The sequence below is a fragment of the Bacillus sp. UNC41MFS5 genome, from assembly GCF_000686805.1.
On record NZ_JMLP01000022.1, the window covers coordinates 20,898 to 38,963 of the forward strand.

13 protein-coding genes and 1 pseudogene are annotated in these 18,066 nt (G+C 37.8%); 11 read left to right on the plus strand and 3 right to left on the minus strand.

Annotation, left to right across the window (positions count from 1 at the left end):
* Positions 1–395: 395 nt before the first annotated feature.
* On the plus strand, positions 396–1,013 hold the full coding sequence (locus BR30_RS0112700; protein WP_442852973.1) for a cysteine hydrolase family protein: 618 nt from the start codon (positions 396–398) through the stop codon (positions 1,011–1,013).
* Between the two features lie 279 nt (positions 1,014–1,292).
* Here BR30_RS0112700 and hcp read toward each other — a convergent pair whose 3' ends face one another.
* Positions 1,293–2,966 (minus strand): hydroxylamine reductase, encoded by a 1,674-nt coding sequence (gene hcp, locus BR30_RS0112705; RefSeq protein WP_442852976.1) that lies wholly within the window; start codon positions 2,964–2,966, stop codon positions 1,293–1,295.
* 523 nt (positions 2,967–3,489) lie between these two features.
* On the opposite strand from hcp, the gene BR30_RS38850 reads away from it, so the two are divergent.
* The 4 genes from BR30_RS38850 to BR30_RS0112725 all read left to right on the plus strand — a co-directional run bounded on the left by BR30_RS38850 (position 3,490) and on the right by BR30_RS0112725 (position 6,614).
* Positions 3,490–3,618 (plus strand): YjcZ family sporulation protein, encoded by a 129-nt coding sequence (locus BR30_RS38850; RefSeq protein ID WP_442852977.1) that lies wholly within the window; start codon positions 3,490–3,492, stop codon positions 3,616–3,618.
* A 168-nt stretch (positions 3,619–3,786) separates the two neighbouring features.
* Complete coding sequence (locus BR30_RS0112715) at positions 3,787–4,617, plus strand: alpha/beta hydrolase (RefSeq protein ID WP_026565349.1); 831 nt, start codon at positions 3,787–3,789, stop codon at positions 4,615–4,617.
* Between the two features lie 50 nt (positions 4,618–4,667).
* Positions 4,668–5,855 carry an ATP-grasp domain-containing protein gene (locus BR30_RS0112720; protein ID WP_026565350.1) on the plus strand — a complete coding sequence of 396 codons (1,188 nt, stop codon included), beginning with the start codon at positions 4,668–4,670 and terminating at the stop codon, positions 5,853–5,855.
* An 18-nt stretch (positions 5,856–5,873) separates the two neighbouring features.
* Entirely contained in the window at positions 5,874–6,614 is a 741-nt protein-coding gene (locus BR30_RS0112725; protein ID WP_026565351.1) for an esterase family protein, read from the plus strand.
* A gap of 184 nt (positions 6,615–6,798) precedes the next feature.
* On the opposite strand, the pseudogene BR30_RS33380 reads toward BR30_RS0112725, so the two are convergent.
* Positions 6,799–7,302, minus strand: a pseudogene (locus tag BR30_RS33380) (DUF3231 family protein); the annotation flags it as partial.
* Positions 7,303–8,105: 803 nt separating this feature from the next.
* Complete coding sequence (locus tag BR30_RS0112745; RefSeq protein ID WP_026565354.1) at positions 8,106–8,504, minus strand: YmaF family protein; 399 nt, start codon at positions 8,502–8,504, stop codon at positions 8,106–8,108.
* A 377-nt stretch (positions 8,505–8,881) separates the two neighbouring features.
* Between BR30_RS0112745 and BR30_RS0112750 the strand changes: the two genes are divergently transcribed.
* The 6 genes from BR30_RS0112750 to BR30_RS0112780 all read left to right on the plus strand — a co-directional run bounded on the left by BR30_RS0112750 (position 8,882) and on the right by BR30_RS0112780 (position 18,052).
* Entirely contained in the window at positions 8,882–10,132 is a 1,251-nt protein-coding gene (locus BR30_RS0112750) for an ATP-binding protein (protein WP_081825435.1), read from the plus strand.
* An 80-nt stretch (positions 10,133–10,212) separates the two neighbouring features.
* Positions 10,213–10,920 (plus strand): DNA alkylation repair protein, encoded by a 708-nt coding sequence (locus BR30_RS0112755; protein WP_026565356.1) that lies wholly within the window; start codon positions 10,213–10,215, stop codon positions 10,918–10,920.
* Between the two features lie 369 nt (positions 10,921–11,289).
* On the plus strand, positions 11,290–11,844 hold the full coding sequence (locus BR30_RS0112760) for a hypothetical protein (RefSeq protein ID WP_026565357.1): 555 nt from the start codon (positions 11,290–11,292) through the stop codon (positions 11,842–11,844).
* A 119-nt stretch (positions 11,845–11,963) separates the two neighbouring features.
* The gene (locus BR30_RS0112765) at positions 11,964–13,022 is read left to right on the plus strand and encodes a PrsW family intramembrane metalloprotease (protein WP_026565358.1); all 1,059 of its coding nucleotides are present in this window, start codon (positions 11,964–11,966) and stop codon (positions 13,020–13,022) included.
* A 647-nt stretch (positions 13,023–13,669) separates the two neighbouring features.
* Positions 13,670–16,861 carry a glycoside hydrolase gene (locus BR30_RS35215; protein WP_051633600.1) on the plus strand — a complete coding sequence of 1,064 codons (3,192 nt, stop codon included), beginning with the start codon at positions 13,670–13,672 and terminating at the stop codon, positions 16,859–16,861.
* Between the two features lie 159 nt (positions 16,862–17,020).
* Positions 17,021–18,052, plus strand: a complete 1,032-nt coding sequence (locus BR30_RS0112780; RefSeq protein WP_026565359.1) for a LacI family DNA-binding transcriptional regulator — start codon at positions 17,021–17,023, stop codon at positions 18,050–18,052.
* Positions 18,053–18,066 lie beyond the last annotated feature (14 nt).

Below are 18,066 nucleotides of genomic sequence, written 5' to 3' on the forward strand. Positions count from 1 at the left end.
GGTATTCGTGATCGGCTTTAAGAGGAATGATATATCACTTCGGAAATTCATTTTTTTATCAACTTCTTCAATTACTATTGGTTTATTAGTCGCTATCGTTTTACCCGTTGGCTATCAAAAAATAATTAATTACATTTACTAACTTCTCCTTAAAAAAGTTGTTCCAAACCTAGGTCCTTTCATTTTTAATAATCAGTAATAATACAGGTACAATAGCGGTAGTCGGAGTAAAAAATCAAGTTAGGCATACTACCGGCTACATTCAGGGGAGTGAATGGTGATAGCATTTTAACGGGGGAATAGACCTAATACGCTTGTTGTAATATTAACTGTTTTGGATTGGGATACTAAGCATGATAAAGGGGGTGAAGTGGTTGGAAAAACTAAAAAAGAACTTGGAGGGTAAGAACACGGCTCTCATCGTCGTGGATGTGCAAAACGATTATTGCCATCCCGATGGAGCGATTGCCAAAAGCGGAAGTGACGTTAGCTCGGTCAAAAAAATGATGCTGAACTTGCACAGCATGTTGGATGCGGCAAGAGAGCACTCCGTTCCAATCATATTCCTGCAGACGAATCATGATAAGACAACTGATTCTGAGGTTTGGCTTTCCCGTTTTCCGGATGGTGTCAATCCGATTTGCAAGACGGGGAGCTGGGGAGCGGAATTTTACGAGGTTGAGCCACAGTCTAATGACATCATCGTTAAGAAACATCGTTACAGTGGGTTCGTTCATACTATGCTGGAATCCATATTGCGAACTCTTAAGAGTGAAACCCTAATTATTACCGGTGTGAGTACGAATCTTTGCGTGGAATCAACTTCAAGAGACGGGTTTATGCTGGATTATCGGATTGTGCTCATGAAAGATGCCTGCGCGGCTTTTTCGAAGGAAGAACACGAAATGACCTTAAAAACCGTGGATACCTATTTTGGGATGGTGGCAGATACGGAACAGGTTGTTTCCTTTTGGAGGATGAACGCAACCCAATCTCCCCAGTTTGTAACATAATCGGTTTGATGAAAAAAACAACTATATTTTTATAGACAAGCACCAAAAATAAAAACAGTGGTGGACTAGGATGGATAATAAATGTATGTCCTAGCTGCCGCTGTTTTATTGCTAACTACACCGGTTAGTTCAATTATTGTTCAGATACATGGTATCAATGTTTTCCCCTTAACATCTTAATTAAATTAAATGAAACTGATAAAATAAAGGGAAAGCCACTGAGGCTCTCCCTATATCATTTGTTTTATCCTTCATCCCAATCAGGACCCTAAATTATTATTAAACTAATGTACTTTCTTGAATTTCAATAGAGCTGTTCATGAACATTTCCAAGTCGTCCTTTGTATTCGAAATACCGCCTACACCAAAATTCTCAATTAAGAAGTTCGTTACGTTTGGTGATAAGAAAGCTGGTAATGTTGGTCCAACGTGAATATTTTTCACACCTAAGTAAAGTAAAGATAAGAAAACGATAACCGCTTTTTGCTCATACCATGCGATATTGTAAGATAACGGTAATTCATTTACACTTTCTAATCCGAATGCCTCTTTCAGCTTCAATGCAGTCATGACGAGAGAGTAGGAATCGTTACATTGTCCTGCATCAAGTACCCTTGGAATTCCGTTAATATCACCTAAATCTAGCTTATTGTATCGATATTTTGCACAACCTGCTGTTAAAATGATCGTATCTTTTGGAAGTTCTTCGGCAAACTCTTTATAATAAGTTCTGCTCTTATGGCGGCCATCACAGCCAGCCATGACAAAGAATCGTTTAATATCACCGTTTTTCACTGCTTCTACCACTTGATCAGCTACTTGAGCCACTTGATTATGCGCAAATCCTCCAACAATTTCACCTGTTTCAATTTCTACTGGCGACTGGCATTTCTTTGCATGCTCAATAATAACGGAGAAATCTTTTGTACCATCTTCATTTTTAGGAATATGTGTTACACCCTCAACAGCAGTTGCCCCAGTTGTATACATTCTTCCATTATAAGATGCCTTCGGTGGTACAATACAGTTTGTTGTCATTAAAATCGGACCGTTAAAGCTCTCGAATTCACGAGTTTGTTCCCACCATGCATTTCCGTAGTTACCGACAAAGTGATCATATTTTTTAAATGCTGGATAATAGTTCGCTGGAAGCATTTCACTATGTGTATACACATCTACTCCCGTGCCCTCTGTTTGTTTTAATAACTGTTCCATATCCTTTAGGTCATGACCGCTGACTAGAATTCCCGGATTTTGACGTACACCAATGTTTACTTTCGTCATTTCAGGATGACCATACGTCGATGTATTTGCTGTATCTAAAAGCTCCATGGCATGAACGCCGTACTTTCCACATTCCATAGAAAGTTCAATCAATTGTTCCATACTTACTGAATCATCTGTGATCATTGCAAGTGCTCTTTGCATAAACGCATCTAGCTCGTCATTTTCATAGCTAAGATTTGCCGCATGCTCTAAATAGGCAGCCATTCCTTTCAAACCGTAAGTCACTAACTCTCTTAATGAACGAATATCTTCATCTCTTGTCGCTAAAATACTAACTTCTTGAGAAGCAGATTTCATTTCAAGCTGATGATTGGTTTCAGCATCCCATGTGACAAAATCGCTATTATTGTCTAAAGTGTACCCTGCATTGCTGATTGCCGCTTTAATTTCTTCCCGGAGCTTTAAACCTTCTCTTACTGTATTAAAAAATTCATTTTTATCCCAATTTGCATTTGTAATCGTCATAAAAAGACCATTTACGATAAACTGATCTGTTATCTTTTGATTAATACCGATTTCACGAGCCATTGTATTCACAATCGCTACTCCCTTAATCGTGTAAATCAATAAATCTTGCATATTTGCTAAATCATCTTTTTTTCCACATACTCCAACAACTGTACAACCTGTTCCTTTTGCGGTTTCTTGACATTGAAAACAAAACATACTCATTTATAATTTCCTCCAGTGAATGATTTTAGATTTCAATTTTTCTTCAATTTACACTTTAGTGAATGATTGAATAAGTATCATAAGCAATTAACAATTTTATCAACTTGTTTACATCGCTATTATAAATTCATAAATTTAAAATTTGGAGTTCTTTATGAATCTGTTCAATAATAAGTCAAAAAGATTTGAACACTTCGTGACAAAAGGACAAATTGAAAAAAGCACCCTTTTTACAAAGGTGCCTGCATTTAGATATTTCGTTGGGCTTTAACCCTCTTCCTTTGAAATCAATAGATAGCCACTCTATGGTTTTTTCATTACTAAAAGTAACCGTTACTATGTCATGCCCATATATAATATAGACGGGCTCCAATTTCCTCTCTGAGTGTAATATATAGTGTAATTTCAAATTAGCTCTCCATACATTCGAAAGGAAGTGTAAAAAATGACTAATGCCATACCGATGACTAATGCCATACCGATTACTGCTCCCGCAAATATTCTTCCTCAACCTCCATTGTGTTACTCTTATGCAGCACCTGCATATACAGATTGTTTTCCTGCACATGGGTGCGGTGAGTTTATACTCATCGTAGTGTTGTTTATTTTATTAATTATTGTTGGTGCAGTTTGTTTCTGTGGTTAAAAATGTGAAAGTATCTATTAAATAATCCTCATCTTTACTCCGGATGAGGATTATTTTTCCTTTAACTTATGTAAGTTTTTATTTGCCCTGTTTTTCTTATGTTTTTATTGTGAACATTAGATTTATTCAGTATATTTAATATAATATCAAAGTAGCGAGGAAGGTAAAATGAATCAATCCTATTTTTATTTAAAACTAGAAACACATCAATTACATATGTCTTATAAAAATGAATTTCGTCGCGTGCGTGTTTTATTGCCGAAAAATTATGATATAGATGAGGCTGAAAATTATCCAGTTGTCTATATGCATGATGGACAAAATGTTTTCTACAGTAGTGAAGCTTATAGCGGGTATTCATGGAAGGTTATTCCGGCAATAAAACAAAACCCCGATTTACCGAAGATGATTGTTGTTGGGATAGATAACGCAGGACAAGATCGAATTAATGAATATACGCCTTGGAAAATTACTGAAAGCCCACTTCCTGAAGATATTGAACTAGGCGGTAGAGGTGCGGAATTTGCTGAGTTTGTCATGACAGTCGTGAAGCCGTTTATCGATAACCATTTCCGAACTAAATCGGATAAATATCATACAGCGGTGATTGGCAGTTCACTTGGAGGAAATATTTCGGCTTTTATGGGTATTGAATATAAAGATCAAATTGGTGGTTTAGGCATTTTTTCTTTAGCTAATTGGATTACTAGTAAAGCCTTTGACAGTTATATTGCTAGAAAAGAGTTGGATCCTGAACAACGCGTGTACATTCAAGTTGGGACTCAGGAAGGCGATGATGCCGATCGACAATTGATGTATGGGAATATGAAGCAGGCATATATCGATTGTTCGCTTAAGTATTATAAACAACTGTTAAAAGGTTCTGTTCCAATTGATAACATTCGTTTAAATATTTTTGCGGATGAAGAACATAATGAAAAAGCTTGGGCAAAACACTTGCCAGAATGTTTACGTTTTGTAAGTGAGATGTGGTCTTGAATGAACTGAATATTTATATTTGACTGAATTTGATTATGGGAGGATTTTTTATGAATTATATTTTGATATCACCATATTATCCAGGTAATTTTCAGCCATTTGCTCATCGTTTAAAAGACGCAGGTGTCAATGTTTTAGGAATTGGCGAAGAGCCATATGAACAATTAGGTTCCAAATTACAAAACTCCTTAACAGAATATTATCGTGTTAATAATTTAGAAGATGTTGATGAAGTGAAACGTGCTGTTGCATTTTTATTTTATAAACATGGTCCAATTGACCGCATTGAATCCAATAACGAACACTGGTTAGAACTTGATGCGCAGTTGCGTGAGCAATTTAACGTGTACGGCAATAAAACGAATGACATAAAAAAAGTTAAGTATAAATCTGAAATGAAAAAGCTGTTTAAAGAAGCAAATGTGCCTGTTGTAGAAGGAAGAATCGTAAAAACTAAAAAGGATTTATCTAAAGCCATTGATGAATTAGGACTGCCAGTTATCGCAAAACCGGATAATGGGGTTGGATCAGCTGCAACCTTTAAATTAAGTTCAGAAGAGGATGTCCGTCATTTTGAAGAAGAATGGGGAGAAGCACAAGTGTACTTCTTAGAGCCATATGTCGAAGGAGGCGTGCTTTGTACATTTGATGGTTTATTGGATCAGGAAGGGAACATTGTTTTCCAAACAAGCTTTACCTATAATATGCCAACACTGGAACTCGTTAATGGTCAATTGGATTTAGCTTATGTGATTCAAAAAGAAATTGATCCAAAGCTCGAAACTTATGGAAAGGCGATTGTGAAAGCCTTTGGTATGAAAGAACGCTTTTTCCATATTGAGTTTTTTAAATTAGAAAATGGGGATTATGTTGCACTTGAATACAATAACCGCTTGGCCGGCGGCTATACGATTGATATGTACAATTTCGCGTACTCCATTGATTTATTTGCTCAGTATGCTTCTCTTGTGACAGGAGGAGAATTTAAGGAGTCCGATGCCGAAAACCAGTTTTGTGTCGGTGTAACACAGCGAGATGCGTATGAGTATAAACATGATACGAATGCTATTTATGAACGATTTGGCGACCGTGTGAAGTTTGAACGGCGCATGCCAGATGCGTTTGCGGAACTCCAAGGAAATCAATTTTATGCGATTAATGCAAATACGCAAGAAGAAGTGGATGACATTGTCCATTTTGTACATGAACGAAAAAATTACAGCATTGCAAACGTATAGGGATAGGAGATTTTTTATATGCATATAGAACAGTTACACCATTGGAGTGGCGAATTAGGACGTGAAATGCGGTTGAATAGATATGGACACAGTGGCATGCCAATCGTAGTTTTTCCTTCATCTGGAGGGACGCATACTGAATACTATGATTTTGGAATGATTGATGTGTGTCATGACTTTATTGAATCCGGAAAAGTTCAGTTTTTTACATTGGCTAGCATCGATAGCGAAAGTTGGCTGCACGACTCAAAACCGGCGCATGACCGTGCATTAGCTCATGAAGCATATGACCGTTATGTGATTTCTGAAGCTATTCCATTTATTAAACATAAAACAGGTTGGTTTGATCCAATGATGACAACCGGGTGTAGTATGGGGGCCTATCATGCGTTGAACTTTTTCTTGAGACATCCGGATGTCTTTCAAACAACCGTTGCACTTAGTGGTGTTTACGATGTACGTTTCTTTTTTGGGGATTACGGAAATGATCCGCTTGTATACGAAAATTCACCGAGTGATTACATATGGAATCAAAATAATGGCTGGTTTATTGACCGATATCGTTCAGCAGATATCATTATTTGTACCGGGCTGGGTGATTGGGAACAGGATGGGCTGCCTTCATACTTTACATTAAAAAAAGCTTTTGAAGAAAAACAAATTCCAGCATTGTTTGATGAGTGGGGCGAAGATGTTTCCCATGATTGGATTTGGTGGCGACGCCAAATGCCGTATTATTTAGGAAAATTACTTTCATAAAATGTCAAAAAACATCAGTACGGTTGAGTTGCTGGTGTTTTTTGATTGGGGATTTTTTGATTTTTAGGTTATTCAGGAGACAAGAACCCCAATATTCATAAGAATTTTGGCTACTGAAAAGGGAGACCCTATAGAATTGCAACGGCAATATGGCATCGTTATTGGTATATAAAAAAGTAAATTTGAAATCATTGCTTGAAATAAATTGAGGGTGTTCATCCGCATAATATAATGGGTCTCTTTGAAAAAGTCCTTTATCTAGCAATAACTCAATCGTTTGGTGAAACATCTTTTTTGCATCATTATCACATGAGTCGTAAAAATCCCTTAAGTCTTTTCTAACAGAAATGCTTAATGTAGTGATATGTCCTAATAATCCATGTAAGGTCATTATGTGTAAATAATTCAGGCAGAATGCATCTGAAAATAATCTCTGTTTGCCTAAATACAAGTCGGATTCATTAAATCCAATTGGAACAGGAAATCCCTCATTTTCAAAAAAGGTGATAATTTGTGTCTTTTGTTTTTCGAATGTCTTGAGAGCATCATTAAAAATTGCTTTTATTGCTTCATCTTCAATAATTGAATACATATATCTATTTACTACGTCTACCGCTGTTCCGTTTACATATTCCCCCCACAAGGAACCAATTTCAGAAGATGTAAGTTTTAATTTTTCAGTATCCATATTTTCACCTCCCATGTATTATTTACCTATTTGAGAAGTGATATGATTTTTTTGTTTTAATGTTAGGATAGAGTTTTCTTAAGAATTATAGGAGGCAAAGAAAATGATAGTGAAGGGCAGTGGAAAGATTAACAAGATTATTTATAATAACACCGCATACTATAACGGAAAGTATAGATATTTCCCAACAATTTCGGGATTAAATGGTATTTTAGATGAAATTATTAGTTCTAATTCAACCACGAATTATATTAGGATTATACCATTTATAAAAACGAGCAATTGGATATAGTCAATTTCATTTGTGTAAAGCAAGAAATGGCATAATGGGGGATTCTTTAGCCTTTTTTTATTATACTTTTTTGGCTTTGATTCCAGGAATTTTTCTTTACTTATCAAATTATCCAGATTCTATTAAGAAACAGATTTTCCATACATTTATATGGCTTGTAATATTTACACTAGTTGAGTGGATAGGACATAAATATTTTAATGCGATTAACTACTTTAGAGGATGGACAATTGTGTGGTCGTTAATTTTTGACCTTAATATGTTAATTTTGATTAGAATACATTTTCTTAATTATAAGATTGGATTATTTTTAAGTATTCCTTGTACCATTTTTTATTTGTGGTGGTTTGATTATATATGAGTTTTAGATACATTAAACAAAAGCCTCCAACACAATCGCGTTTGTAATAAAAAGATTAACAGAGCGATACATCAATATTGTAGAGAGATAGAAAAGGTGAGACACTAGTAGGTGCTCACCCTTGTCCTCCATAAAGGTAACCTTTTCACCTTATACTAGAGGCTTATCAATTAAAGTAGCAAATTCTAGATTATGGACATGTCCATCATCTAGGGTAGTGGTTCCTTTGACAAAGTGTACATGTTTACCATTGCCAACTGGGATAGCAGGACCTGTTTGTATTCCTACTTCATGATGATGATCTAAAAAGTCAGTATTAGTTAATATTACATGCACATGACTATCACCCTTTGGAATTACTTCACTTGTAACCCCTGCAAAACGATGATTATGTCTGTCATCTCCTTCTTCAGCTAATTTGGTACTTGCCAAAAATTCATGAACATGTGTTTGTTCTGCTTCTTCAGAATTTGTTCTATTATTAGACTGCTCTTCTTTTTGAGATCTATTTCTTTCATAATTTTCTCTTCCCTTTTGAACTTTACTCATAAAATGGAACCCCCTTTTAAAATAATTACTGTTTATAATATTAGTGAAGGTAAGGTTTTATGAAAAAAAGATTTTCTTTATCTTTGCTTCAAATGAATATACTTTTCCTTCTTTTTAATATAAAAGGACTTGAGTGCCCGTTTGTACTAAGTTAAGCCTTTTCTCATACAAGAAACGGGGCGGTATTGACCTAAAAGAGGTCTTGTAATAACCTTTAAATACAGTGTAATTTAAAGAAAATACAAAAATAGACAAAGTATGATAACTTTAAAGTATAATATGAAATAATTATGTTTTTCGGATAGTAAGTATATATAATGAAAAGCAATATTTTCTGCACGAATCAGATATTGAACAGAATTTGAAAGGTAACAAAGATGAGTATAATAAAGGATTTTTTGCTGCAACTTACGTTTACGGTAATACCCATTTTTATTTACTTTACATTTATAACGGAGAGGGTAAAGAGCAATAAAAACAAGAAAGTAATAATGTCCATTTTGTGGGGCATATCCATATTATTTTGTATGTCTTTCCCAGTGAGTTTTGGTCAAAATGCTCGCTTGGAGTTAAGAATTATTCCTCTATTATTAGGGACGCTTTACGGCGGTTTTTGGCCAGGCATTTTCCTATCAGCGCTGATCATACTTTATCGACTTTATTTTGGAATCAGTTTAGGATTTTATAATACGTTTTTTGTCTTATTATTAGCACTGCCTGTTATATTGTTTTTTCAAAAATCGTTTGCAAGTTCAAAAAAAGATAAAAGGGTTAAAATTGCGGTTGGGCTTTCCTTTTACTACTGTCTTATAGGCTTTACTTTATTTTGTATTCTAAGAGGTTTTTCAATAGATTATCTTAAAGTACAGATTATTCATCTTCTCTTTGGAGTGGCCGCTACTTGGTTCTTCACTGTGTTATACGAAGCTATCAGGGAGATTCACCAGCTTCGATCAGAGATGCAAAACTCTGAGAAATTAAAAGTAATAAGTGAGTTAACAAGTGTTTTTGCTCATGAAATTCGAAATCCGATGCAAGTGACTCGTGGCTTTCTGCAACTTCTAAACGAGCCTGATTTGCCAAAGAAAAAAAAGGAGTATATTCAAATCTCTATCGAAGAACTAGATCGTGCAAATGAAATTATTAATGATTTTTTATCTTTTGGAAAACCCTCCATAAATAACAGCGAAAGAATTGATGTAGGTTATCAGTTACAACGTGTTGTAAACATCATTCAAAGTTACTCTCTGAATCATAATGTGGAGATTAAATATAATTTTTATGACAACTGTTGGATCTATGCTAATCCTCAAAAATTAAATCAATTATTGATAAATATTTTGAAAAATGCGATAGAGTCTATGCCAGATGGTGGAATTGTCTGGATTACAAGTAGTTCATCAGTTGATGGATATATAAAGATTAAAATTAAGGATCAAGGGATTGGTATGACAAAAGAGCAAATTGATAGGCTTGGATCTCCATTTTATACCTTAAAGGAGAGTGGGACAGGACTAGGAATGATGGTAAGTTTTCAAATTGTCCGTTCTTTCAAAGGTAAAATACAAGTGACCAGTGAAAAGGGGAGGGGGACAGAATTTATTATTCTACTACCCCAGATAACTTAAAGGTTAACTCATTTTCAAGAGTTGAAGAATCAGCGCCTATATTTTATTTAGATGGATATAAAGGAAGGAAGTGCAAAATGATGGATTTCGAATTGGTTATGCAGGAACTGGAAGCGCTTGGCAAGGAACGTACGAAAAAGACATACATAAGTAATGGTGCACACGAAACTCTTTTTGGAGTGGCTACAGGTGCAATGAAGCCGCTCGCAAAGAAAATCAAGAAAAATCAACCTTTAGCCGATCAGTTGTACGCTACCGGGAACTACGATGCCATGTATTTTGCCGGCATCATTGCGGATCCAATGATCATGACTGAGGCAGATTTTGAGCGTTGGATCAATGGGGCGTATTTTTATATGCTGTCCGATTATGTGGTTGCCGTAACGTTGGCAGAAACCGATATTGCGCAAGATGTTGCAGATAAATGGATTGCAAGCGGTGAAGAACTTAGAATGTCAGCAGGCTGGAGTTGTTATTGCTGGCTTTTGGGGAATCGTAAGGACAGTGAATTCAGCGAAAGCAAGATTGCCGGTATGCTTAATCAGGTGAAAAATACGATTCACGATGCTCCTGATCGAACAAAATCCGCTATGAATAATTTTATGTACACAGTCGGGATTTCCTATGTACCGCTCCATGATAAGGCGGTTGAAACTGCTAAGGCAGTAGGCCCAGTAGAAATCAAGCGAGACAAGAAAAAAAGCAGTATTCTGCTCGCAGCCGAAAATATTCAAAAGGAAATCGATCGAGGGAAACTTGGTTTCAAACGTAAATATGTAAGATGTTAGCATAGTTTGTGGAAAATAGCTTAGTAATTACATTACTGAGCTATTTTTTTATGCGAAATTTGAAATAAATTAGGATGGATTTTCGAATACACGACAAATTATTCATTCCATCCTGGGACTTTTTAATTATAAGCGTGAAAAATGAGAATTTTTGCAAGATTAAGCAGGATTTTTTCTTTTTATAAAAGAATATATACTATACAATTTGGATTCAGTGGTTCATAGAAGTGATTCTGTCAGATTTCAAGAAAATCTAGTGTGAAAAGCTCACGCAGCATGTTATTTCTATATTGCTAATAGTCGCTGATAAAAATAAATCAAACCATATTATTCATCCATTCTATCAAGGTATGAAAGAGGGTATTCGATATGATTGAAAATTTCTTTGCTGACTATAAAAACTATATTGTAGTACCGGAAGATGAAAAAGCTGGTAATGAAGTATTTAATCCCAATAATTTTGAAGCGTATTATATACTAACCCTGTCTATTTTTGATTCTCGTTTAACGACCTGGAAGGATGCAAGTAAATTTGAAATAGATGTGGAAAAAAGTATCAAAATAGTCCTGAGTGATTTCAATCAAAAGCAGCGAAAGACGTACCATCTTCAGTTACTGGAATTTGATCGGTATAAAAACTATTTTATCTTAGCACTTTCATCTAAAACAAAATTTAATCCAGAGGAAGAAAATGACCGTATTACGTATGTCATTGATAATATTCTCACGAATCCTTTTTATGTTGGGCAAGGATGGTTTAACTTTATTGGTGAAAAAGGAAAAGTAGCCCGAAAGCTCTTTTGCTGTTCCTTTAAGAAGTATGTTGTGAAGGACCTAAACGACACAAATAGGGAAGAAAAATATGAAAACATCAGTGAATTCATCCAAAAAAGTGGAGAGATGAAGCTGGTCAAAAGCATCTGATAAAGGTGTTTGAGGACGATCCAAATCTTGGGGAGTTAACATTTATTTAAATAATTTACCTATTTTTGGGCATCCTCTTTGTGAGGATGTTTTTTGCTAACCAAAAGGGGTGAAGGTGATTGAAATGCCCACAATGTGTTTATTCCAATCCAGATGGAGTGAAGTTCTGCTTAAGCTGCGGAGAAAAGTTTATTAAGAATAACACACAAGAAGATGAAAACAGTTTTTTTTATGAGTTTGCCCATTATGTTGATATGGTTCCAAAATTCCAACGCTCGATTGAGCCGAAGTTTCAAAATGTATTTTCGCGTGTTTTCCGGAATCATAGTGAACTGGAGGCTGAACGGCTGTTTATCGTCGGAACGGCACTAACGACACCCAAGATTTCAGAAGTGAAAGACACTTGGCCGAAACCGTGGCTTTTTGCAAGGGTGTTTATTATAGCTCTTCTTGCCTTCGCAGGATTTTACATGGGTGTGACGTATTTTGGAAATGTAAACTTTATACCTGGACTGATTATTGTTGGGGCATTTGCTGTTCCGTTTACAACGTTAATCTTCTTTTGGGAAATGAATGCTCCGCAAAATATTGCCTTTTATCGGGTGATTTCTGTCGTGTTGACCGGTGGAATACTCTCTATGTTAGTCGCACTCGTATTTTTCGATATTCTAAAAAACAATATCAATCCGATTACAATTGGTATTGCTGAGGAACTAGCCAAGGCCATACCGGTCATTATATTTGTGCGATACCGAAAATACAGATATATTCTAAACGGGCTTCTCATTGGTGCAGCCGTCGGAGCAGGTTTTGCCGCGTTTGAAACAGCGGGGTACGCACTAAGAGCACTGCTTTCCGGGGATGGTGCAAATCTCTACAACACAATCTTTTGGCGAGGAATCTTTGCTCCTGGCGGACATATTGCCTGGGCTGCACTGACTGGTGCAGCATTTTGCAGAGTACAAGGGGACCATCCATTTAATCTTAACATGCTATTCCGTTTTAGGTTTTTACGCGTCTTTTTCTTAGTGGTTTTGATGCATGCATTATGGGACACTCCTATAAAAGGTATGTTCCCCTTCGGACAGATTTTTTTAATGCTAGCTTCATGGGTAGTTGTCTTCCTGTTAATCCGTGCGGGCCTTAAGGAAATAGGAGAAAGAAAAATATCGGTTTAAGAAGCAGAAGAGAGTTCTTCTGTTTCTTTTTTTGCTGTTTTCGCCATCAAGCGCCAGGGGAAAATGTCCGTAATACCGGTTCTTACGGACAAAACTTGTCGAGCGCCTGAGTGAAATGTCCGTAATACCGGTTCTTACGGACAAAACTTGCCGAGGGCCAGAGTGAAATGTCCGTAATGCCTGTTCTTACTGACAAAACTTGCCGAGGGATAGAATGAAATGTCCGTAATATCGGTTCTTATGGACAAAATTGGCCAAGAGACAAAGTGAAATGTCCGTAATAATGGCTCTGTCTTAAAATCTGATGCCTGTTATATGTTATTAGAGTACCTAAGTCCTATTTTAAGTAGGAATAATGAACCAAAATTTTCCTCTCATATTGACATCACCAATGGCAAATTTTATATTAATAATCAAGATAAGTATTCAGAATTAACAGACATCTATTCTAAAAAGAAACCGGTTTCTATAATGTCGAAAGACACCACGAATCCATACTCCAAAAAGCCATTCAAACAGGACTACTTTAGCTAAGGGGTATTTTTTTCATTTTTATAGAAACCGGTTTCTATATTGCAAATATTTGGGAGGTGATCTAAACCGTAACTGTCTCAATCTAGGAAAATAGGAAAAAGGGGGATACTAACATGGCAAAAGCACGTTTTAAGCAAATGGCTAAAAAGGTTTTAACATGCGGTTCGGCCACGGCCCTTACCCTCAGTCTGCTCGCACCTGCAGCAGCACCTAAGGTATCTGCCGCTGAAGTAACACCATCGAACAAAGTAACAGAAATGGTGAAATTAGACCCAAGCTATCAACAGGCACCATTTGATGGGTGGGGAACAGCGCTTGTTTGGTTTGCCAATATTACGGGCGGTTGGCCGGATGAAATCAAAAACCAATTAGCCGATGCCCTTTATGGCGAGGATGGACTTAATTTTAATATAGCTCGTTATAATATCGGCGGTGGTGATTCACCGGAAACTACTCCATACATGCGCCTAGGCGGAGCAGTCCCAGGTTATTGGAATCGGCCGGCCGAATTTGGACCGCCAAATGGAAACACAGAAGGCTGGACAGAGCCGAAGAACTGGTGGGACCCGACGAATCCTGAACATTGGAATTGGGATGCTGATGCTAACCAGCGCTGGTGGCTGACGGCAGCTAAATCTAGAGGAGCAGATACGTTTGAGGCCTTTTCGAACTCCGCACCATACTTTATGACGCAAAGCGGATACGTATCCGGAAACTGGAATGCCAATAATGATAACCTTAAGTCCGATCAGTACAAGAATTTTGCCAGCTATTTAACAGAAGTTGTCGACCATCTTCAACGACAAACCGGCATACAATTTAAAACGCTTTCACCGGTAAATGAACCGAATACGAATTACTGGGGAGCTAAGGGCAGACAGGAAGGATCTCACTGGTCACCGGCATCACAAGCGAAAATGATTAATGAGGTCAAACAGCAATTGACTGAAAAAGGATTGGGAACCGTTGTATCGGCAATGGACGAAACCAATCCATCCACATTCCGAAAAAACTGGGATGCGTACAATACCGACACCCGCAATAATATTGGACAGCTGAATGTACATACGTACGGGACAGGAGAAAGAATTGGTGCCAGAGATATTGCCAAAGGTGCGGATAAAAAACTGTGGATGTCAGAGGTTGACCTAAGTGTCGGCGGACAGAATCATGAGGACATCAAGACAGGCCTTGCCATCTCAGAAAGAATCCAAGCGGATATCCAGCAGCTTGAGCCGGAAGCTTGGGTGCTTTGGCAAGCAGTTGAAGATGAAGTAAACATGAGACCTGAGCATGAAAATGGCAACTGGGGTCTGATTCAGGTGGACTTTGCTGCAAAGGATTTCAGCGATTTTAAAATCTACAAAAATAAAAAATACTACGCTGTGGGTAATTACAGTAAATTTATCCGCCCTGGCGATCAGTTTATCAACTCCAACGACAAAAATACCTTAGCTGCGATTGATTCGAAAGATGACTCCGTTGTCGTTGTTTATACCAATTCATCGACAGAACAAAAAGCAATCGACTTCGATTTGTCTGGTTTTGAAACAGTAAATGAAACAGCTTCAGCAACGTCATATGTAACATCTGCTACCGAGAATTTGCAGCAAAAAGCAGCTATCAAGGTAAAGGATAATCAATTCGAAGCGGTGGTTCCAGCACAATCAATTACTACATTCGTCGTATCCGGTGTATCTGGAGTTAACACCGAAGCTGGATTCTTAAATAATCAAGATCATTACAAAATAAGCAATCAAAATAGTGGTAAAGTCCTGGATTCTAAAGAGGATGGCAAGATTGTGCAAAAAACCTATGACCGCGATAAAGCGAGCCAGCAGTGGAGCATTCAAAAAGTAACTGATGGATACAGCTCAAAGGGAGAGTATAAAATCAAGGACACAAACAGTGGCAAGGTAATTGGTGTTGATAATGGGGTCGCTGTGGTACAAACCGATCAAGACACAACTAGCCAAAAATGGATGTTATCCACCTCTGGCAACCAACAATACACGTTCATTAACGCGGCCAACGGTCAGTTGCTTGAAGTTGGCGGAGAGTCAACAAAAGAGGATGCAGGTGTCGATGTCTGGTCAGCAAATGCTGGAAAGAATCAGACATGGATCATCAATAAAGCTGGAATTGTGGACATTGAGCCAGCCAATGTGGTTGTAACGAAGAAAAAAATCGCACCGGAAATGCCTCAGGAAGTTACCACCATTTACGGTGACGGGGAAAAAGTACAAAAGACCGTCCAATGGGAATCGATTGACCCTGAACAATATGACAGGGAAACCACTTTTACTGTAAGAGGTACAGTAGAGGGAACGAACATTCCAGCTGTCGCCAATGTAACCGTCAGCAAGGTGGAAAGTGTGGAACCGATTAGGGTGAAAACTGTTCCAGGCAAAGAACCGAAACTACCGGAATTTGTACCTGCTAAACTTGAAAACGGTACAGAAGGAAATGTCCGTGTGAAGTGGGAAATGATTGAACCAAGCCAGTATGAATCTCTGGGCAAATTTATTGTAAAAGGCTCGATTCCATATAGTCCGGTTAAAGTCAAAGCCAATGTCCAAGTTAGCAAACCAGCATTACAGAACATCGCGCTAAACCTTCCTAATACTGGGCAGGAGTTTCCAAAGGTATCTGCCTCATTTACTGGACAGTATGATAAAACAACAAATGTCAACGATGGAGTTATCTCTTCCGATCGCTGGACAAATTGGGATCCCAACAGCTGGAGATCAGAAGATTGGATAGCAATCGATTTTGGCCGTGAAGATACGATTTCAAAGCTCGATTTCCATTTTTATGATGATGGCGGCGGTACGAGACCACCAGAATCACTAAACCTTGAATATTGGGATGGAACCGAATGGAAGGCAATCGAAGGAACCCAAGTAGATGTGAAGGCTGCAAAGGACTTAACGGTGAAGTTTGCACCAGTTACCACCTCGAAAATCCGTGTGGTGATGAAGGCGATGCCGAATACATGCATTGCGATTTCTGAAATTGAAGTATTAGGAAAAGGAGATGTCACGAAGGCTGAACCAAGCATGGGCGAAGATGCAGCGCTTGAGCTTGAGAGTATCTTAATCGATGGAAAGCCGTTAAAGGATTTCCAATCTGACCAATTTACGTATGAGGTAAAGGAAAAAGCATCGAAAGATTCTGTAGTAACAGCGGTCACTAATGACATATTTGCATCCTATCAGGTTTCTGAAAAAGAGGATACTGCGGTAATTACCGTAAAATCGGAGGATGGCCTCCAGTCGGAAACCTATACCGTGAAATTTAGATAATCCACTATATCATAGTTGAGGATGTTAATGTCCTCAACTATGATTTTTTTTTAATCGTAATTTCCTCCGCAGCCACTTTCACCTGAACATCTACCATTTTTCTAATAAAATAGATTACAATTGAATGAAAGATACTTTTCAAAGAAGGGAGGCTTTCCAGTGGATAAAAAAACGTTCACCATCTATGATATTGCCGAAGCAACAAACGTATCACCTGCGACGGTTTCCCGTGTCCTTAATGGCAATTATCCCGTCAGCAAAAAAACAAAAGAGAAAGTGCTGGCGAAAATACAGGAATATAATTTTCAGCCAAACAGTATCGCGAGAAGTTTGTCCAAAAAAGAAACGATGATGATCGGATTGATTTTGCCAGACATTACGAATCCATTCTTTTCAAGCTTCTGCATTGAATTGGAGAAATACGCACAGAAAAAGGGGTATACGATTTTCCTCTGCAATTCCATGAACGATAGCACGATGGAGTCGGTTTACTTAAAGGTTCTTGCAGAACGTCAGGTCGAAGGAATTATTATGATGGGCGGCCGGATAAACAAATCGCTAACGGTGGCTGAAGAGGCTGCTGAGGTGATGGAGGTTATGAAAAAGATCCCTGTGTTGATGGTCAATGGGGAGATGGCAGGTGTCGATTGTTATCAAGTCAAATCCGATGAGCGGTTTGGTATGAAACTGATTGTGGATCATTTGGTCGAAATGGGGCATAAAAACATTGGCTTGCTGGGTGGAAAGCAGGGAATCACTTCAACCGATATAAAAGTAGAGGGATTCAAGCAGAACCTGCTGGAGAATGGTCTGATTTACCATTCTGAATGGCATATTTACAGCGGTTTTTCGGTAGGCAGCGGACAAATAGCGATGGAAAAGCTTCTGGAAAACAAGGAACTCCCAACGGCCATTATTTGTATGAATGATATGATTGCGTCCGGAGCCCTAGTAGCGTGCAATCAACAACAGGTTGATCCTAAGAAATTTGCCTTTGTAGGCTATGATGATTCGTTTGTCGCCGATATTTTGACACCTAGCCTAACCTCCATTAACCATGATTACGACAAACTTGGCAGAACGGCCCTAGATTTAATTATCAACTCAAAAAATGAGCAGGATGTACCGGAAGTAACAAAAGAAGTAACGATAGAACCCTTTCTTACTAAGAGGAACTCAACAGTCAGATAACTTCCTCGCCTTGA